Origin of the sequence: Malaciobacter canalis, assembly GCF_008000835.1 — a bacterium.
Lineage (GTDB): Bacteria > Campylobacterota > Campylobacteria > Campylobacterales > Arcobacteraceae > Malaciobacter > Malaciobacter canalis.
On the sequence record NZ_CP042812.1, the window covers coordinates 2,469,192 to 2,489,568 of the forward strand.

General features: G+C 25.8%; 18 protein-coding genes. 9 read left to right on the top strand and 9 right to left on the bottom strand.

The window, feature by feature from the left end; translation table 11 throughout:
* Nucleotides 1-4 precede the first annotated feature (4 nt).
* Genes ACAN_RS12295 through ACAN_RS12310 form a run of 4 tightly spaced genes read right to left on the bottom strand, consistent with a single transcriptional unit; the run spans nucleotide 5 to nucleotide 3,784 of the window.
* On the bottom strand, nucleotides 5-1,570 hold the full coding sequence (locus tag ACAN_RS12295; protein WP_099333664.1) for a hypothetical protein: 1,566 nt from the start codon (nucleotides 1,568-1,570) through the stop codon (nucleotides 5-7).
* Nucleotides 1,571-1,578: 8 nt separating this feature from the next.
* The gene (locus ACAN_RS12300) at nucleotides 1,579-2,205 is read right to left on the bottom strand and encodes a lysophospholipid acyltransferase family protein (RefSeq protein WP_099333665.1); all 627 of its coding nucleotides are present in this window, start codon (nucleotides 2,203-2,205) and stop codon (nucleotides 1,579-1,581) included.
* A 2-nt stretch (nucleotides 2,206-2,207) separates the two neighbouring features.
* Nucleotides 2,208-3,524 carry a tRNA (N6-isopentenyl adenosine(37)-C2)-methylthiotransferase MiaB gene (miaB, locus tag ACAN_RS12305; protein WP_099333666.1) on the bottom strand — a complete coding sequence of 439 codons (1,317 nt, stop codon included), beginning with the start codon at nucleotides 3,522-3,524 and terminating at the stop codon, nucleotides 2,208-2,210.
* Between the two features lie 8 nt (nucleotides 3,525-3,532).
* Entirely contained in the window at nucleotides 3,533-3,784 is a 252-nt protein-coding gene (locus ACAN_RS12310; RefSeq protein WP_079577649.1) for an HP0268 family nuclease, read from the bottom strand.
* A 153-nt stretch (nucleotides 3,785-3,937) separates the two neighbouring features.
* Here ACAN_RS12310 and nusA point away from each other — a divergent pair, with 153 nt between their 5' ends.
* Nucleotides 3,938-5,113: a transcription termination factor NusA gene (gene nusA, locus ACAN_RS12315; protein ID WP_079577651.1), complete on the top strand. Its 1,176-nt coding sequence runs from the start codon at nucleotides 3,938-3,940 to the stop codon at nucleotides 5,111-5,113.
* Nucleotides 5,113-6,519: a cysteine--tRNA ligase gene (gene cysS / locus ACAN_RS12320; RefSeq protein ID WP_099333667.1), complete on the top strand. Its 1,407-nt coding sequence runs from the start codon at nucleotides 5,113-5,115 to the stop codon at nucleotides 6,517-6,519. The genes nusA and cysS overlap by 1 nt, the downstream gene beginning before the upstream one ends.
* 52 nt (nucleotides 6,520-6,571) lie before the next feature.
* On the opposite strand, the gene rpsR is transcribed toward cysS, so the two are convergent.
* From rpsR to holA, 4 genes are all read right to left on the bottom strand, one after another.
* Entirely contained in the window at nucleotides 6,572-6,835 is a 264-nt protein-coding gene (gene rpsR / locus ACAN_RS12325; RefSeq protein ID WP_079577653.1) for a 30S ribosomal protein S18, read from the bottom strand.
* Nucleotides 6,836-6,851: 16 nt separating this feature from the next.
* Complete coding sequence (locus ACAN_RS12330; protein ID WP_099333668.1) at nucleotides 6,852-7,397, bottom strand: single-stranded DNA-binding protein; 546 nt, start codon at nucleotides 7,395-7,397, stop codon at nucleotides 6,852-6,854.
* A 20-nt stretch (nucleotides 7,398-7,417) separates the two neighbouring features.
* Nucleotides 7,418-7,771, bottom strand: a complete 354-nt coding sequence (gene rpsF, locus ACAN_RS12335) for a 30S ribosomal protein S6 (RefSeq protein WP_099333669.1) — start codon at nucleotides 7,769-7,771, stop codon at nucleotides 7,418-7,420.
* Between the two features lie 74 nt (nucleotides 7,772-7,845).
* Nucleotides 7,846-8,826 carry a DNA polymerase III subunit delta gene (gene holA / locus ACAN_RS12340; RefSeq protein WP_099333670.1) on the bottom strand — a complete coding sequence of 327 codons (981 nt, stop codon included), beginning with the start codon at nucleotides 8,824-8,826 and terminating at the stop codon, nucleotides 7,846-7,848.
* A gap of 71 nt (nucleotides 8,827-8,897) precedes the next feature.
* On the opposite strand from holA, the gene fliW reads away from it, so the two are divergent.
* The gene (fliW, locus tag ACAN_RS12345) at nucleotides 8,898-9,266 is read left to right on the top strand and encodes a flagellar assembly protein FliW (protein WP_165773042.1); all 369 of its coding nucleotides are present in this window, start codon (nucleotides 8,898-8,900) and stop codon (nucleotides 9,264-9,266) included.
* On the opposite strand, the gene ACAN_RS12350 is transcribed toward fliW, so the two are convergent.
* Entirely contained in the window at nucleotides 9,256-11,109 is a 1,854-nt protein-coding gene (locus ACAN_RS12350) for an RNB domain-containing ribonuclease (RefSeq protein ID WP_099333672.1), read from the bottom strand. The genes fliW and ACAN_RS12350 overlap by 11 nt on opposite strands.
* Before the next feature lie 61 nt (nucleotides 11,110-11,170).
* Here ACAN_RS12350 and ACAN_RS12355 point away from each other — a divergent pair, with 61 nt between their 5' ends.
* The 6 genes from ACAN_RS12355 to ACAN_RS12380 all read left to right on the top strand — a co-directional run bounded on the left by ACAN_RS12355 (nucleotide 11,171) and on the right by ACAN_RS12380 (nucleotide 20,368).
* The gene (locus tag ACAN_RS12355; protein WP_099333673.1) at nucleotides 11,171-11,929 is read left to right on the top strand and encodes a substrate-binding domain-containing protein; all 759 of its coding nucleotides are present in this window, start codon (nucleotides 11,171-11,173) and stop codon (nucleotides 11,927-11,929) included.
* A gap of 13 nt (nucleotides 11,930-11,942) precedes the next feature.
* Nucleotides 11,943-14,021: a sensor histidine kinase gene (locus ACAN_RS12360; RefSeq protein WP_099333674.1), complete on the top strand. Its 2,079-nt coding sequence runs from the start codon at nucleotides 11,943-11,945 to the stop codon at nucleotides 14,019-14,021.
* Between the two features lie 48 nt (nucleotides 14,022-14,069).
* Entirely contained in the window at nucleotides 14,070-15,092 is a 1,023-nt protein-coding gene (ilvC, locus tag ACAN_RS12365) for a ketol-acid reductoisomerase (protein WP_099333675.1), read from the top strand.
* A gap of 41 nt (nucleotides 15,093-15,133) precedes the next feature.
* Nucleotides 15,134-16,204, top strand: a complete 1,071-nt coding sequence (locus tag ACAN_RS12370; protein WP_170233035.1) for a divergent polysaccharide deacetylase family protein — start codon at nucleotides 15,134-15,136, stop codon at nucleotides 16,202-16,204.
* A gap of 33 nt (nucleotides 16,205-16,237) precedes the next feature.
* Entirely contained in the window at nucleotides 16,238-16,642 is a 405-nt protein-coding gene (locus ACAN_RS12375; RefSeq protein ID WP_099333676.1) for a DNA-processing protein DprA, read from the top strand.
* Nucleotides 16,643-16,831: 189 nt separating this feature from the next.
* A complete protein-coding gene (locus tag ACAN_RS12380) occupies nucleotides 16,832-20,368 on the top strand; it encodes an AAA domain-containing protein (RefSeq protein WP_099333677.1) in 3,537 nt (1,178 codons plus the stop codon).
* The last annotated feature ends 9 nt before the right edge of the window (nucleotides 20,369-20,377 follow it).

The window sequence follows — 20,377 nt, forward strand, 5'->3', positions numbered from 1 at the left end:
AAATTTATTTTGGTTGATGAAATTGTAAAATAAAATCCATCTCTATTCCAGCTTCTGTTTTTACAAAATTAATTGGATATGAAATGTGAATAGAGTATAACTCATTATTTAACATATCAACAATATCATAAAATGCCATTGGGCTAGTAACTGTCATATTTATTAAATAATTAAAAGTAACAACATCAGATTTAAAACTTGATTTAAAATTAATTTTAGCATTTTTGGGAAATAGTGTTTTTAATTGTTCTGTTACTCTAATAATAGGTATAAACTCATCTATAATATATGTTTCTTTATATATCTTCATAGAACTAGATATTGGTTTAGCCCCAATATTTTCTACAATTCCCTCATATATTATATTTTTATTTTCAACAAACTCAACAGAGGATTTGTTATAAAGTTTTAAAAGTTGTGGTTGCATAGTTTTTATGTATGTATCATCACTTAAAAAGTTTGCATGAAATGAAGAACCATCTTTTCTTATTTCTAAATCTTTTAAAACTACATCAAAAGGTATAATATCAAATATATCTTGAACTCTTTTTTTTGCTATTAAGTTTTTTTCAATATGATTTGGTAGCTTAAACTTCTTTTTTACTTCAACAGTTTGTTCTTGGATTTTTTTTCTATTTTCATTTAATAAGTCATTTATAGGAATAGTTAAATAAGCAATTAAACCTATAGCTATTATTGATAAAATTGTAAGCCAGATTTTTGAACTATTTTTACTAGGTTTTTTTCGTGGTACGATAAAACTTTTATGCTGATGTTTATCTTTTACAAGTTCAAATAACTCTTCATTTATTGAAATTGGATGATAAAACACATCAAGCATTAATTGATCTTTTATCTGTTTTATTTGCTCATCATCAAACTGTTTTACAGTGTATAATAATCTAATTTCTTCTATAAAAATATCATTTGTATTAGAATAAAACTCATTGATTATGCTATGTATATTATCTAAAACTTCAAAAAAATGAATCTCATCAAATAGTTTTTGACCAATTACATCGCTTTCATAAAACTTGCTATTTTTTACATCTTCAAATGATGTAAATTCAACAACTTTTGCGAAAACAATTTCACCTTTTGAATTTAGTATTACAATATATGCTTTATTATTAAAAAATAGTGATATTAAAGAGTTTGTATAAGGATTTTTTTCAATAAAAAGATTTAATACATGAAAAATTGAATAAATATAATCAATGCCAGTAGATTCAAAATAGTGTCTTGTTTCAAAAAGCTTATTTTTCAAAACAGCAACATCATACTCATTATTTAAATTTGTAGTTGCATACTCTTTTAATCTTTTAGAGACATTTCTTTTAACTAATTTTGTATCATCACTAAGCAAAAGTGCTGAAATATAAGTTTTATCTATTTCATTTTGTAATGCATTTATTTTATGTACAGCATCCCTTGGCAAAATTTCATCTTTAGATAAAAATACTGATTGACTTGAGTCTATTATTTCTGCTTTTTCTAACTTTTTAAAGTTAAGTTTTAAAGAGTTATTATTTTTAATAGCATTTATATATAAAGAGTGTTTATTAAACATTACTATTCCTACACTACTGCATTAATAAGCATTTTTTCTTTTATTAATGCTTTTGCTTGTTCATTATCTAAATTTGTCACATCTAAAGGCTCTTGAATAAAAAATTCAATAGTTCCAAAAGGTTTTGGAACTACAAATTTATCCCATGATTTCATTTGCCAATATTTACTTGGTTTACAATTAAAAATAACTATTTTACAACCGCTTTTTTTTGCAATTGCAACTATTCCATCTGCAACACTAAATCTTGGTCCTCTTGGTCCATCAGGAGTGATAGCAATATCATTTTTAGCTTTTAACTCTTTTATTGTACTAATTAATGCTTTAGCTCCACCTTTTGAAGAAGAACCCCTAATTGAACCAATACCTAAATATTGTACAGTTCTAGTTATTGCCTCACCATCTTTGTGCTGACTAATCATTGCTTTAACAAGTGATGAGGGTCTTAACTTTTGATAATTAAATGGTTGCATTAATAGCTCACCATGCCAAAAAGCGACAATTATTGGTTCATCTGCTTTGATATTAGCATGGTGAAAAACCTTTTTGTTTGTAAGATAAATAAATCTTACAAGCAATTGCATAATAAAAGGTATAATTTTTATTGAAATAAAAGTTTTAATTCTTTTTTTCATATTTATTTTATTATCTCACCTTTTAATGCTGTTCTTGTAGCATTAACTACTTTTACTTTAACAAACTTCCCTAAATACTCATCACTTCCCTTTGCAAACACTTGCAAATAGTTATCTGTATATCCAGAAATTTCTCCATTTGGTTTTAATGCTTCAACTAATACAGTTACTGTACTTCCAATTAATTTTGGCATTTGTTCTTCTAAATATCTTTTATGAAGCTCAATTAAAGTTGTTAGTCTTTGACTACCTATTTTATCATCTATTTCTAAATGCTCTAATTTTAAAGCTTCTGTTTCTGGTCTTGGAGAGTACTTAAAGTTAAATATCTGATCAAATTTAACTTGATTTACAACATCTAAAGTATCTTCAAAATCCTCTTGTGTTTCACCAGGAAATGCTACAATAATATCAGTTGTAATTCTTAAGTTTGGAACTAAATCTCTTAGTTTCTTAGCTCTATTTAAAAACCACTCTTTCGTATAACCTCTTTTCATAGCTTTTAAAATAGCAGTTGAACCACTTTGTAATGGCATATGAATACATTTTGAAATTTTTGGATTTTTTGCAAACTCTTCAATAAACTCATCATCCATATGCAAGGGATGAGGAGAAGTAAATCTAATTCTTTCTAATCCATCAACTTTTGAAACATCTTGTAGAAGTTTTGTGAAACTATACTTTTCTCTTTTATCTGAAAATCTTCTTCCATAAGAGTTTACATTTTGTCCTAAAAGCATAACTTCAATAGCACCATCATCAACTGCTTTTTTTATTTGATCAACAATCATTTCAGGAGGAATAGATATCTCTTCACCTCTTGTATTAGGAACAATACAGTAAGTACATTTTTTATCACATCCAATAGAAATATTTACACTTGCTCTATATTTATTTGTTTTTGCAGGAGCAAATTCATATGTTGATTCATCATTATCAATTGAGATTTCAATTGCACCTTTTACATCAACAACATCTTTAATTTTTGAGATATTTCTAGCTCCAACAACAAAGTCCACATAAGGAGCTCTTTTAATAATATCTTTTCCTAAATGGCTTGCAGTACACCCGCATACTCCAATTTTTGCACCATCTTTTTTCTTAGTATTAAATTGTCCAATTTCAGAAAAAAGTTTTTGTACTGGTTTTTCTCTTACTGAACATGTATTGATAATAATTAAATCTGCATCTTCTATATTTTCAGTTTTATCATAATCTTTATATTTTTTTAATTCTGCAGCTATATGTTGGCTGTCAGTATCATTCATCTGACAACCTAATGTTTGTATAAATAACTTTTTTGATTCTTCTTTACTCATTTATTTGCCTACTTAATTAAAAGTGCATGTACCTCATACATATACTCATCATCAGCCAAGCCATATTTTACTTCTCTAAAATATACATTGAACCCTTCATCTTCTAAAGCATCAACCAAAGCCATCATATCTTTATGAGAGTTGTCTCTATCAAAATAAAATATTTTTTCACCAGATTTTTGTAACTCTTCTTTAATTTTGTCTAATTGCACTTTTTTTGGTTTTTCATTTAACTCATTTCTTGCAAATAATAATTCCATATAACTAAACCTTTTTTATCTTTTAAATTAGCTATATATTTTAGCTTAAAATGGCTTTAACTTGTATAAAAGAAGTTTTAGATATAATATGAGTCTAACAACAACATTGAAAATCAAAACATTCATTTCAATGTCAACAAACAAAGGGTTTTAATGGATAAGATTATTGATATTTTGGACTCAATTGCCTATGAAAAAGGTCTAAAAGTTGAAGATGTAGAGCAGGCATTAAAAGAGGCACTGATAAAAACTGCTCAAAAGATGGTTGACCCATCACTAAACTTTGATGCACAAATAGATAGAGTTAATAAAAAACTTGAACTTTTTCAAAAGTTAGAAGTTGTTGAAAATAATGATGAAAGATTACTTGGTAATTCATTAGATCAATATAACAACTTAATTAACCCTGAAAATTTCATCTGCATTGATGAAGCAAAAAAAATTGATTCAGATTTAGAAGTTGGTGATTCAGTAGATTATGACTTAGAATTTGAAAATATGGGAAGAAATGCAGCAACAATTCTTCATAATAATTTTGAATATAAAATACAAAGATTTATTGAAGAAAATCTTGTAACAAAATTCAAAAATAAAATTGGAAAAATTGTAAATGGATCAGTAACAAGAGTTGATAGAGCTGAAAACACATTTATAGAAATTGGCGAAGTAAAAGCAATCTTACCAAGAAAAAACAGAATCAAAGGTGAAATATTTAAAGTGGGAGATCACTTAAAAGCTGTTGTAAAAGCTGTAAAAATAGATAAATCTTTAGGATTAATTATTGAGATTTCAAGAACTTCACCAAAATTTTTAGAAGCACTAATAGCATTAGAAGTTCCAGAAGTTAAAGATAATAGAATTACAATTGAAGCAAGTGCTAGAATACCAGGAAGTAGAGCAAAAATTGCACTTTCTACAATAGAGCCAAATATAGATCCAATTGGTTCAGTTGTTGGAGTAAAAGGTGTTAGAATCTCTTCAATAAGCCAAGAATTAAATGGAGAAAGTATAGATTGTGTTGAATACTCTACTGTTCCAGAGATGTTTTTATCAAGAGCCTTATCACCTGCTATTATATCAAGTGTGGTTATTGATAAAAGTGCTATTCCAGGAAAAAATTCAAAAGCTGTTGTAACAATACCAAGTGATCAAAAATCAAAAGCAATTGGTAGAGTTGGACTAAATATTAGATTAGCTTCAATGCTTACAAAAACAGATATTGAATTAAAAGAGATTGAAGCTACAAATGCGCTTTCTGGTTTTGCCAATGACCAGCAAAACGATAATAAATCAGCTGCACCTGTTGATTTGGAGGCACTATTTAAATAATGAAAAAATTACATCTATTTGACTCTGTAAAAAAAGAAAAAGTACTTTTTGAACCAATTTTAAATAATGATGTAAAAGTTTATGTGTGTGGACCTACTGTGTATGATGATGCGCACTTAGGTCATGCACGTAGTGCTATTGCATTTGATTTATTACATAGAGTCTTAAAAGCAAATAACTACAACGTAACAATGAGTAAAAACTTTACAGATATTGATGATAAAATCATCAAAAAAATGAATGAAACAAAGCAAACCCTTGAAGAAATCACCCAATATTATATAAATTCATACAAAAGTGATATGAATAAACTAAATATCTTAGAGAATACATTAGAACCAAAAGCCACACAAAACCTTGATATTATGATTGAAATGATAGAAAACCTACAAAAAAAAGATATAGCATATATCATTAGTGATGGTGTTTATTTTGACACTTCAAAAGACAATGATTATGGAAATATTAGCCACAGGGCAAGTGATGAAAATTCACAAGCAAGAGTAGAAACAAATAGCGAAAAAAGAAACTCTAAAGATTTTGCCCTATGGAAATTTCAAAAAAATGAAAATGAGATTTCATACCCTGCTCCTTTTGGAAAAGGAAGACCTGGTTGGCATATTGAATGTTCAGCAATGATTGATAAGCATCTAGCATATAAAGATAAAGAGTTTGCTATAGATATTCATGGTGGAGGAGCTGATTTAATTTTTCCTCATCATGAAAATGAAGCTGCACAAACTAGATGTTCTTCTAATCAACATCTTGCTAAATATTGGATGCATAATGGCTTTGTAAATATTGATGGTGAAAAAATGAGTAAATCACTTGGAAACTCATTTTTCTTAAAAGATATACTTAAATCATATTTTGGTGAAGCAGTAAGGTATTATCTTTTAAGTGCTCATTATAGAGCTGATTTTAACTTTAATGAAGAAGATTTAATTGTAAGTAAAAAAAGACTTGATAAACTTTATAGAGTTAAAAAAAGAGTTTATGGACTTGGAAAATCTTCTGTAAATAAAGAATTCAAAGAGAATTTATTAGATGCTTTAAATGATGATTTAAATACATCAAAAGCTATTTCAATTGTTGATGAAATGGTTTCAAATGCAAACGAAACACTGGACAAAGAGCCTAAAAATAAAGCTTTCAAAAAAGAGCTTGTTGCAAACTTTGAATTTATAGAAGAAGTTTTAGGTGTTGCATCAAATGATGCTTTTAAATATTTTCAATTTGGTATTTCAAAAGAAGAAATTAAAAAAATTGAAGAATTAATCTTAAAAAGAGTAGAAGCTAAAAAAAATAAAAACTTTGAGCAAGCCGATAAAATTAGAGATGAATTAAGTAGCTTTAATATATCAATAATGGATACACCAAATGGTGTTGTTTGGGAAAAGGTATAGTTTTTAAATCATAAAAAAAGAAAGAAGTTTTACTTCTTTCTTTTAAAGTTACTTATTTGTAGCTAATGTGTGCTGGTTCAGTAACTTTTTTAGTATCAACAATATATGGAACTAATGCCATATGTCTAGCTCTTTTAATAGCTTTTTCTACCATTTCTTGAGCATTTTTAGAGTTACCTGTAAGTCTTCTAGGCATAATTTTACCTCTTTCACTCATTGATAACTTTAATAAGTTAGTGTTTTTATAATCAATGAAATCAATTTTCATTTCAGTATATTTACAATATTTTTTTCCGTATTTTCTTTTTTCTGCCATTTTTTATCCTTGTTTTTTAAAAAGGTATTTCATCTTCATCAATATCGATTTCAGGTATTTTATGCTCAGGAGCACTATTTTGTGCCGAGTTCATACCACCATAATTATTCTTTTGTCCATAATCATTTTGAGTACTTGATGGGTTGTATTGATTTTGTTGAGGCTGTGGAGTTGATGCATTTGCATTATAGTTATTATAACCATTATCCATACCACCTTGTTGTTGTTGACTATCACTTTTTGAATCTAACATTTTCATAGTATCAACTCTTAATGAGTGTTTACTTCTGTTTGTTCCATCTTGAGCAGTCCATTGTTCTAATACAAGTCTTCCCTCTAATAGTACTTTTGAACCTTTTCTTAAATATTGATTAGCAACTTCTGCAGATCTTCCAAAGATATTAAAGTCTAAAAAGCAAACTTCATCTTTTTGCTCACCACTTGATGTTTTGTATTTATAACTAGTTGCAATTGCAGATTTTGCTATTGCTGCACCACTTGGCAAATATCTAAGTTCAATATCTCTTGTAAGATTTCCTACCATTACTATTTTATTATACATTTGAAGGTCCTTATGTGTTATTAGTTAGCTTTTTTAGCTGCCTCGTCACTCATTTTTGTCCAAGCTGTAATCTCTTTTTTGTTTTCATATTTAATAAATAAAAATCTTAAGATTTGCTCATTGATTCTGTAAGTTCTTTCTAACTCCAAAATAGCACTTGCAGGTGATTTAAAGTAAATTACGAAGTAATAACCTCTTTTGTTTTTTTCAATTTCATAAGCTAGTTGTCTAGAACCCATATCATCACAAGATACGATTTCTCCACCGTTTTTCTCGATGTTAGCTTTAACTTTTTCGATTTCTGCCACAGTCTCTTCATCAGTAAGAGTTGGCTTAATAATAAACATTGTTTCATAATGCTTTAATTTTGACATTTAATTGCTCCTTATAGTTTGTGCCGGTATCTTTACATAAATATCAGCAAGGATTTTTTGTAAAGTTCGTGATTTTATCTAAACATAACTGTAAATTTTCTTAGACTTGCTTGTAAAAATAGATTTTCTTTATTAATTTTTGTAGATTTTAGTTTTAACTCTAAATCAAGTAGAAATTCAAACATTTCTTGAAACACTTCTGGTTTTATTGAAATTGCCAATTTACTCTTTTTTTCCCAAATATTTTTAGGAGGAATATAGCCTAAAATCTCTTTTGCATTAGGAGCTCCAAATGCTCTTGTATAAGCGCTTATCATAAATAATTGCTGAACAAATGATGTAATTTGATTTAATAAATAAATTTCATTCATTCCCTCTTCTAATAAAAGTTGTAACTCTTCTGAAATATCATTTCCTACTATTAAATCATTTAAAAAATCCTCAAAAGATACATTTCCTATACCAAAACAGTGGGAGTTTATAAGATTTGTATTTATCTTTTTATCTAAAATAGCTAATTTTTTCAAATCATTTATACATAAACTCAAATCATGTCTATGCATAAAATATAAGTGATTTAATGCAGATATTTCATAATCTAAACCTATAAATCTTGCCTCTTTTTCCAAAAGTTTTAAAGCTTCATTTATAAAAGGTGCAAACATCCTAACACTAACTGAATTTGTTTTTGCACTAAATGAACTACTCATTGTTTTAAAATCAAGATCTCCAAGGCAAGAGAAAATAAGTGTAGAATCAGGATTGATATTACAAGCATTAATTAATTCTGTAACTTCTTTTTTTTGTATCTTTTTTTCTGTTTTGATAATTATTAAATTAGTAGATGAAAAAAGAGATGATTGTAAAAGTTGATCTTTTATAAACTTAAAATCATACTCATCAAAATATACCCTTTGAATATCATTTTCATGTGCAATACTTTTTGCAACTAAATTACTATAATAATCAATTAAGAAAGTAGATTGCCCATAAAACATATACGCATCAAACTTTTTATTTTGTTTTAATAAGTTATCAAATTCATTTTTATACATAAAGATATAATATCTAAGATTAAGTTATTTTTTAATAAAATCTTTAAGCTTAAAATTAAAAAGGCATAATGTTGTATGAAGTAAAAGTTCCCATTTTAGGTTTTGATAAAATTAAATACATGAATATTAAAAGATTAGACAAAGATTTCTCTATTTTGCAAATTGATGAAAAAGACAATACAAATATGCATATGATTTCATCAAACTCAATAAAAAGTTTTGATATTGAGTTTGATGAGAGTTTCTTAAAAAAAATGCAGATCAATAAAGATACAAAAATCTCTTTTTATTTCTCTATTGTTATAAATAACCCAGTTGCAAACTCAGTTGTTAATTTAACTGCTCCAATAGTTATAAATGAAGATAAAAAACTTCTAGGACAATATATTATAAAAAAATCTACTTCTTTTTTTACTACAATGTCAGAACTTAGTATTTAATAGAAGCTACAATTTGTTTTGTAATTATATTTACAGATTTTATAATAACTTTTACCTTTGAGTATATTACTTGTCCTTTATAATTATCTAAAACAAGTTTCATTCCTGGCATTTTATCATAAGCTCTTGCTAAACCTCTTTCACTATCAGTAATATAAACTCTAAACTCATCTTTTATGTGTTTTTTTGCAAATCTTGCATATTTTCTATCTTCAAAATCCCAAACAAGTTGATCAATTTTTCTTTCTTGAATAGAGATATAATCACATATATCATCAATATTATCAGGTGTTTGATTACTTTTTAACATTCTGTGTAAAACTAAATCTGAATATCTTCTAATTGGACTTGTAAAGTGAGAATAAGAGCTAAATCCTAAACCAAAATGTCCTAAATTCTTTGAAGAGTATTTTGCTTGTGTTTGAGCATGAATTATAAGCTCATCAATCTCTTTTGATAAAGTAGTATGCTTTGCTTTATTTTGTATATGATTAATTGTTTCATGAATTGTAGATTGTAACTTTACATTTACACCTAAACTATTTACTTCATCAACAAGTTTTGTAATAGCTTTAAAAGGTGGCTCTTCGTGAATTCTATATATACCTACACTATTAACTTTTTTACTAGCTTCAATATTTGCAAAAAGCATACACTCTTCAACTAATTGATGTGAGGCAGTTGAGTTTTCTTCTTCAATAGATTCAAGTTCACTATTATGATTTAATTTCAATCTTAATTCACTTGATCTAAATTCATAACCTTTTTCTAGCCTTTTTGCTCTATATGCTTTAGTCACATCATATAATTTAACAACAGAGTCAAATATTTGCTTTTCTAGTGTTGTATATTTATCAAGTTTACCCTCTAAAACCCTATCAATTCTTCCATATGAGAACTTTCTTTTTGATTCAATTATTGCTTCATATAGTTTTGAACTTTTTATTTCTAAATTTTTTATATCTAAATGGATTTCAAATACATAAGCATATCTTTTCTCATTTTCTCTTAAAGAACACATATCTTCACTTAGCTTTCTTGGAAGCATTGGTAAAACTTTTGAGGGAAGATAAATAGAGCTTGATTTCATATATGCTAGTTTATCAAGTTGTGAATTCTCTTTAACAAAATATGAAACATCTGCAATTGCTACATATATTATTTGTTTTTTTTCATCATAATAGATTGCATCATCATGATCTTTTGCACTAGCTGGGTCTATTGTACAAAAATTTAAGTGTGTTAAATCAACTCTTTTATTAGTATCATCCATTTTTGCATCAATCTCAAGCTCAGGTTCTAATCTTATTAATTCATGATATAAATATAAAGAGATAAACTCATCAACTTTAGGATCATCTATATGACCAATATCTTTTATAGTTTCAAAATCTTTACTATTTACTAGAAGTATTTGCCCATCTTGATATTTTTTATTTACTTTAAAATCTAATTCAATGCTCTCTTTTACTGTAAAAAAACTATTATCTTCTACATAAACTAAAAGCTCTTTAGCCTTTGATGAGAAAATATGTACTATTTTTGCTTTAATTTTACTTCTTGGATTAAAAATTCTTTTTGCTACTACAAAATCACCATCGTATGCTCCATTTAAAAGATCAAACTCTAATTTTATATTTTTATGTTCATTGCTTATGTCTTCTAATAAAGCATAATTTTTTTCAAATTTAACTTTTGCAATTTTAAATTTTGAATTTATTTCAAATTTATCTTCTTGTTTTGTTAAAATTGAATCTTTTAATAGTTTATCAACTACTTTTTGCTCTTCTTTATTAAAAGTATTATTAGAATTTATTATCTTTTCAAATAGTTGTTTATACAATTTTTTTCCTTAAGTATGTTATGATAGTATCTTACCTAAAATCTTTTTAAGGCTTATTGTAATGTTTAAACAATTTTTTATTTTAATACTTACTACTTTTATAATTAACTCAACACTAATGGCAAAGCAAAAACCAACTTTAATTTTTTATTGTGGAATAACAATGGTTAAACCAATTAAACAAATGGCTAAAATTATTGAAGAAAAATATAATTGTAATATCAAAATTTCACAAGGTGGTTCAAAAGACTTGTATGATTCTTTAAAATACTCAAAAAAAGGTGACTTATATCTTCCTGGAAGTGATTCATATAGAATCAAAAATAAAAAAGATTCACTTATAATTGACAGTGTTTTTATAGGATATAACCAAGCAGCTATTTTTGTAGAAAAAAACAATCCTTCAAAAATTAAAGATTTAGAGGCATTTGTAAATTCTATGAACTCTTCTATTTTATGTAATCCAAATTCAGGTAGCATTGGAAAAATGACAAAAAAAATATTTCTTGCATACAAAGGGGAAGAATTTTTTAATGAAGCTTACGATAATGCAATTGAGATTGGAACTGATTCAAGAAACTTAAATAGATCTCTTATTGAAAAAAGAACAAATGTAACTATTAATTGGAAAGCAACAGCAACATGGGATGAAAACTCAAAACATATAGATGTAATTGAAATTGATGAAAAATATGCTCCTAAAAAAAGACTTGAAATAAATCTTTTAAGTTTTTCAAAAAATAAAGAGATTGCAAAAGCTTTTATGGAGTTTGCAAAAAGCAAACAAGGTCAACAAATAATGAAAGAATATGGATTTTAAACTAGGATAAATTTTGATAAAACTATCACTTGCAAATAAACAAAATACCCTTTCAAAACTAATTTTATTAGTTAGTATATTTTTAATAGGAATAATAAGTTTAATAGTGCTTCATCTTTTCTTTTTAAAGCTACTAGAAAACTTAGATAATAAAACAAAAAATCAAGAAGCAAAAATACAAATTGGTGAATATATAGTAAATGATTTATATAAAATTCGTTCTGATTTTTATGAAATAGCAACAACTGCAACAAATAAAAGAAGTAGAGATTTAATCTCTACTAGATTAAAACAAAGAGTAGAAACAATAAAAACTGCCCTTGATGTTTTAGAAAATGGAGGAGAATTAAAAAGAGTAATTAGACTTAATATTGTAGGGCATAATAATACAATAAGAACAATAAAATATATAAAAGAGAATAAAAGTATTGTTTCTTTAGAATCAATTGATTTAAGACCAAAATTAGAACAACTTATTAATATGACAAACCAATTAAAACTACTTTTAAATGAAGCAGAACTTTACAGATCTTTAAAAAATCATAAAGAGTTTGAAAAATTAACAAAAAAAATTAAAAGATTTTATAAATTAACACCTGCTTTTTTTATTAGAATTACAGAAAATACAAGAAGATTGCAATATGAGGGTGAAATTACACTTAAAAAATTACAAAATCAAATAAAATACGAAAAAAACCAATATCAAAAATTAGAACTAATTCTTATTGCTTCAATTATACTTATTGTCTTAATACTTACTTATTTTATAGTAAAACAAATAAATAAAAATGCAAAAACACTTTTTGATTTAAATACACAATTAGAAAAGAAGATGCAAGAATTAAAAATGCAAGAGGCTGCAACAAGGGGTATATTAGATGGACAACCTAACATAGTAGTTGTAAGCAATGGTGAAGAGATGATTGATGCTAATAGTGCCTTAGTAGATTTTTTCAATGGCTATAACTCTTTTGATGACTTTAAAAATGAACATGCATGCATTTGTGATTTTTTTCAAGATGTAGAGAAGGAAGACTTTATATTAGATATTGATTATGATGGATTGATGTGGTATGAATATATTTTACAAAATCCAAATAAACTTCATAAAGTAGCTATGAAAAATCTAAGTGGCTTACACTATTTTTCTATAGTTGCAAAAAAGAAAATATTAAATGATAAAAACTTTATAATCATAATCTCACTAAATGAGATTTCAAAAGAGATAAAAGTGCAAGAGCAATTAGCAAAACTAAATGATAATTTAGAAAATATTGTTGATTCAAAAACAAAACAACTTCAAGAATTAAATGAAACTTTAGAAAAAAAAGTTCAAGAAGAGTTAGAAAAAAATAGGGCAAAAGATAAAAAAATGATTCAGCAATCAAGATTTGCAGCCCTTGGAGAAATGATAGGAAATATTGCTCATCAATGGAGACAACCCTTATCAGCTATATCTTCAACAGCTTCATCAATGCAACTTCAAATGCAACTTGGTATTAATCAAAAAGAAGATATTGAAAAGTCATATGAATCTATAATTACATATGTAGAGTTTTTAACACAAACAATAGAAGATTTTAGAAACTTTTTTAAAGAAGATAAAGAAAAAATCAAATTTGATATACAAAAAATACTTAACAATAGTCTTAATATAACAGCTGCATCATATAAAGATAAAAATATAGATGTAGTAACAAACTTCAAAGAAGATATAAATATCACTTTTGGATTTCCAAATGAACTTTCACAAGTCTTTTTAAATATTTTAAGTAATGCAAAAGATGCTTTTACAAATAAAAAAATAAAAAATCCTCAAGTTAATATAAATATTTTCAAAAAAGGTGCATACAATATCATTGAAATAGTAGATAATGCAGGTGGAATTGATATAAAAAATATTGAAAAAGTATTTGACCCTTACTTTACAACAAAACATCAAACACAAGGTACGGGAATTGGTTTATATATGAGCAAAGAAATTATACAAAAACATATGAATGGTTTATTAAGTGTTGAAAATAGGATAATAAACAGTAATAACACTACTTATAAAGGCGCTTGTTTTACTATCTCATTACCAAAACTTTAGATTCTTTTGAGTATAATGCACGCAAACTAAAAATACAGAGGGAAAACTATGGCATTAAATGTTTACTATGATAAAGATTGTAATATTGATTTAATAAAGTCAAAAAAAGTAGCAATGATTGGATTTGGTTCACAAGGTCATGCACACGCTGAAAACTTAAGAGATTCAGGTGTTGAAGTAATTGTTGGATTAAGAAAAGGTGGTTCATCTTGGGCAAAAGCAGAAGCTAAAGGATTTACTGTAAAAACTATAGCTGAAGCAACAGCTGAGTCTGATATTGTAATGATTTTATTACCAGATGAAAATCAAGCAGATATTTATAAAAATGAGATTGAAGCAAATTTAAAAGATGGTGCAACTGTTGCATTTGGACACGGATTTAATATCCATTATGGAAGAATTGCTCCTGCTAAAAATATTAATGTAATGATGGTTGCTCCAAAAGCACCAGGACATACTGTAAGATCTGAATTTCAAAAAGGTGGAGGAATTCCAGATTTAATTGCAATTCATCAAGATCCATCACAAAACACTAAAGATATAGCATTATCTTATGCAAGTGCAATTGGTGGAGGAAGAACAGGTATTATTGAAACAACTTTCAAAGATGAAACTGAAACTGATTTATTTGGTGAGCAAGCTGTACTTTGTGGTGGTGTTTCTGCATTAGTTCAAGCTGGATTTGAAACATTAACAGATGCTGGATATCCTGCTGAGATGGCATATTTTGAGTGTTTACACGAGTTAAAATTAATTGTTGATTTAATGTTTGAGGGTGGAGTTCATGATATGAGATACTCTATTTCAAATACTGCTGAGTATGGTGATATGGTTTCTGGACCAAGAGTTATTAATGAAGAGTCTAAAAAAGCAATGAAAGATATTTTAACTGAAATTCAAAATGGTAAATTTGCAAAAGATTTCATTTTAGAAGGACAATCAGGTTATCCTAGAATGACAGCTGAAAGAAATAACTTATTTAATCATCCACTAGAAGTAACTGGTAGAAGATTAAGAGATATGATGCCTTGGATTAAAGCAAATAAAATTGTAGATCAAGAGAAAAACTAATAAAAGTAAGGTTATCCTTACTTTTATGTTGACTGATATTTATGACAAAAAGAAAACCAAGAAAAAATAACGCAAGAAAAAACACTCCACCAAGAAATAGAAAAAAGAAGACTCAAAAAAGTAACAATAAACTAAAAACAATAAACCTAATTTTATTAATATTAATACTTACACTAATTACAACTGTATTAAGCTACTTTTTTTTATTAAAAAAAGATACTAAAGAGATTAAGAACACAAAGCAAGTAGAGATAAAAAAAGATTTAGATTTAAACAATTATACAAATAAAAAAATAGAAAAATATTTTATGGATGAATCAAATAATGTAAAATATGAAGAGTATACAAAAGAGTTTGATAAAGAGTATATACACAAAAAAGAGAAACACTTAGAAAAAAAAGAGACTAAAAATCAAGTTTCAAAAACAATAAAAAAAGAGTCAAAAAAAGAGAAAAAATCTAAACTAGTTATAATAATTGATGATGTTACACTTCAAAGACAAGTTGATAAAATTTTAGATATTGGATATAAAGTTACAATGTCTTTTTTACCTCCAACAAAGCAACATCCATATTCAGCTAAAGTTGCAAAAGGATTACCATTTTATATGATACATTTTCCTATGCAAGCACAATCTTTTAAGTTCGAAGAAGAAAACACCTTACATGTGGGTGACTCATATGAAAAAATTGAAACAAGAGTTAAAGAGTTAAAGCAAGCATATCCAGATGCTATTTATACAAATAATCATACTGGAAGTAAATTTACTTCAGATGAAAAAAGTATGGATTACTTATTTAAAGCATTAAAAAAACATAATTTAGTTTTTGTAGATAGTAGAACAACAGCTAAAACAGTAGCAAAAAAATATGCAAAAAAATATGATATGCCATATATTGCAAGAAATATATTTATTGATAATAAAAAAGATTTTAATTACATTCAAAACCAATTAAAAAAAGCTATTAAAATCTCAAAGAAAAGTGGTTATTCAATTGCCATTGGACATCCTTATAGTATTACATTAAAAGTATTAAAAGAGTCAAAACCTCTTTTAAAAGATTTAGAGCTAATTTATTTGAGTGAACTTCCATTTTTACCAAAACCTTGATATAATAATATAAATTATTATTATCGAGGTTTTATGACTAAAATTTTAGATTTTCATATAAAAAAACTAGACTCCTTAAAAAAATATCCAGATGAGATATTTTTTAGAGGAGATGTTAAATTATTAAATAAACCCAGTATTTCAATAGTTGGTACAAGAAGACCCATAAACTATACAAAACAGTTATGTTATGAACTATCTTCAAAACTATCTCAAAGAGGATTTTGTATTGTAAGTGGAGGAGCAATGGGAGTTGATGCCATAGCTCACCAAGGAGCAGGCTTTGATAATACTATATGTGTTTTAGCAAATGGACTTAATATAAAATATCCTAAAGTAAATAAAAACATTTTAAACTCCATTGAAAAACAAGGCTTACTTTTAAGTACTTATAAAGATGATTTTAAAGCTACTAGATACACTTTTGTACATTTCTAAGTAATATTGAATAATTGAATATAAATATCAAACTAGTAATATTATATAACCTTATTTTAACCCTTTAGCAATAATAGTTTATACTAAGTAATATTGAATATTAAATATTATTTATTTAAAATATATAAATTTATTATTATAAAAACCATTACTGGATATAATTATTTCTTTATATTTTAAAGGAATATTTTGACTATAAATGATATTTTAAAATACTGGACTTTGTGTGAACTTTCTGATTTTGAATCTTTCAAAATACCTAATGAAAAAATTAAAGAGTTTTCTTATATTGAAAAGTTAAATATCAATAATTTTAATAAACAAAATTCAATCATCAGTAAAGATGCTTATCTTGAATACTACAGAAAAAATGATAATCCAGATGTGAAACTTATTAGTTTTTATAAGAGTACTAATATTTACAAACTGTTTTTAGGATTAATAAAAGTTGAAGAATTTATTAAATTCTTATATGAAAAAACTTCACCTAAATTAGCAAAGAGTTATGAAAGTGAACTTGAGAGAATTAATTCTGAAGAATATACATACATTGGATATATTTATTTAGATTATTTAGGGAATATAATTAGTATAGAAAACAAATCTATTGCTATTAATCCAATCTTTTATATTTTAAAAAATATCAGTGAACAAAATAAATTAAACAATTTTAATTATAATTCATTCATAGAAGAATTTAATGATGAGTTTTCAAAAGAATATTCAATAACAAAGAATTGTCTAAATGTTATTGTCCCTTCATTCACTTATTTAATGAAAAGTATGAATCCTAACCCTAAATACAATAACCCTTTTAAATTTTTAGAATGTAAAGATTCTAAAATCATAATATATAATGAGTTATATAATCAAATTGAAAAATTAGCTTCAAACGAGTCGTCTAAATACTATAAAAAAGCTTCAATTTATTATGACTATCTAAGTAAAATAAAAAATGAAGATACCACTTCTGAATATATTATATTTATGAATTCCCCAATTAAATATGAAAATATAAGTATTGAGCAATATATCTTAGAGTCAACAATAACTCTTTCATTATCAAATTCTTCTAATTTAATTTATTATCTAACAAACAAAAATCATCAATTAGAAGATAATATAAAATTACCAATAAATTTGTATGTATATGATTTTTTAAAAGAAGAAAATATTTTTAATCTCAATTTTAAAACAACTACAACAAATGATAAAATTAATTTCTATAAAATTCAAGAAAAAATATTAGAAAAATTTGAGATTCCTAAGTACTTATTACACAAAGACTCTTATGAAAATAATACAATTTTTATAGGACAGGAACATGAAAATTTATCCCTTAATAATTTAAAAAATGTGGTTGAGAATCAAATGATAAGCTTTTATATTGATGCTTTATCAGAAGAGCCCAAAAAACTAACAATTGATTATATTAGAGGGACAAATAATCGTATTGATGTAAATGAATCTATATCAAATCGTAAAACCATTAATGACTTAAAATACTTTAAATCTACTTCAGGGAAATGGGCTTCAAAATACCCTCTATATTATGCCCAACAAGCTGCAGTTAATTTATTTTTATCTAATTATAATGAAGAAGGAAATATATTTTCTGTTAATGGACCACCAGGAACAGGAAAAACTACTTTACTTAAAGATGTAATTGCAAATATAATTATAAAAAGAGTTCAGAATATTTTAAATTTAGATTGTGAAGTATTTAAAGGTGAGGAATTAAATGATGAGTTAGTTAGTAAATTTGAAATAATAGTTACTTCAAACAACAATGCTGCAGTTGAAAATATTACAGTAGATCTTCCTAAAATAGATGAATTTGATTTTGAATATTTAGGATGCACAAAAGATGCATTATTACTTAGTGATTTAGCAGAGCAATTTTATGGATATAAAAGTTGGAATCTTTTTTCATTAAGACTTGGTAAAAAAGATAATGTTGAACAATTCAAAGCAAACCTTGAAAATATTGTTGAAAAAATAAAAAGAGTAGATAGATTAACAAGTGAATCTTTTTTAATTGATAGATTAAACAAATTGAAAAAACAATTTTATACTATCTCAAGATATATAGCTAGAGATGAAGAAGAGTTTGAATCTTTTGATAAGTTACCTACATTACAAAGAACTATTAACTCTTTAAATAAAGAAATAGAACTTTTACATAAAAATATGAGTTCAATTGAAAAAGAAATAGACAAAATTAAATTACAACATAAAGAAAAAAATGATGAAAGTTCGACTATTAAAAATAAAGAAGATTTATTAAACAAAAGATTAAATCTTAAAAAAGAGAATCTAGATAGTTTTGGATTCTTTTCAAAATTTATTTTTAAAAGAAAAGCTTTTAAAGACTTAAAAGATGAAATTTATCAGTTAAATAATGACTATAGTAAAATACTTGAAGAAAAATCGTCCATTGAAGAAAATATATCTAAACTTCTAGAATTGATAACATCTAAAAATAGAAAACTTGTTAATGAAAGACAAAACTATTTTAAAATTAGTAATAAAAAGAATACTATAAAAGCTGAGTATAACAGCTTATTAGAAATATTTAAAAATAAAAAATATTACCTACCAAACGATGAATATTTTAATTTTTCTGAAGAAGAGATACAAAAAGATAAACAAATTTATGGAAAAGAATCTTACTTAAAGAATAAGTCTTTGCTATTTTTAACTTCTCTTCAAATTTCTGAAGTGATATTTCTATTAAATATTAATAAATTTGTTAATTCAATAAATAGTTACTTAAATTCGTATAGAAAAGATGATTTATTAAATAAAGACTTAAAAAAATTACAGAAAGATTTTTCCTCTTTGTTTTTTATTTTTCCAGTAGTATCAACAACTTTGGCATCTTCATACAATATGTTAAAAAACATTAAAAGTTATGGTACTTTAATTTGTGATGAATCAGGACAAGCAACTCCACAATCTTTAGTTGGTGCACTAAATAGAGCCAATAATGCTTTAATTGTAGGTGACCCATTACAAGTAGAACCAGTATTTACAGTACCAGAGATAGTAATAAATATATACAATGATGCATTTAAGATTCACCATTCATATTCACCTACTACTTCTTCTGCTCAACAACTGGCAGATGATGCAAATAAATTTGGTTCATATTATGAAGTTCAAAATAAAAAAGTATGGGTTGGTATGCCTTTAGTAGTTCATAGAAGATGTTTAGAACCTATGTTTACAATTGCAAATAAAATTTCATATAATGAAAAAATGGTTTCAGCTACAAGTTATAATGATGAACTTATTCAACAATTACCTAATAGTTGTTGGATAGATGTAGTTTCAAATGAACAAGATTTTAATATAAATAGTTCAGTTAAGGAAATAACAGTAATGGGACAATTTATAGATAAATATAAGCATTTACTAAATGATAATTACTATATTATTTCTCCATTTAAATCAATAAATAGAATGTTCATTAGTAATAAAAATGCTGAAAAAATATTTGGTACAGTACATACTTTTCAAGGGAAAGAAGCAGATGTTGTATTCATTGTTCTTGGAGGTAGAACACAAGGTTCAAAAGCATGGGCTTCACAAAAAGCAAATATTTTAAATGTAGCACTTACAAGAGCAAAGAAAAAAGTTTATATTATAGGTGACTATGATAGATGGAAAAACTTAAATTATTTTAATATTGCTATAAATATCTTACCTAGAAATATCGTATAAAAGGAGAAT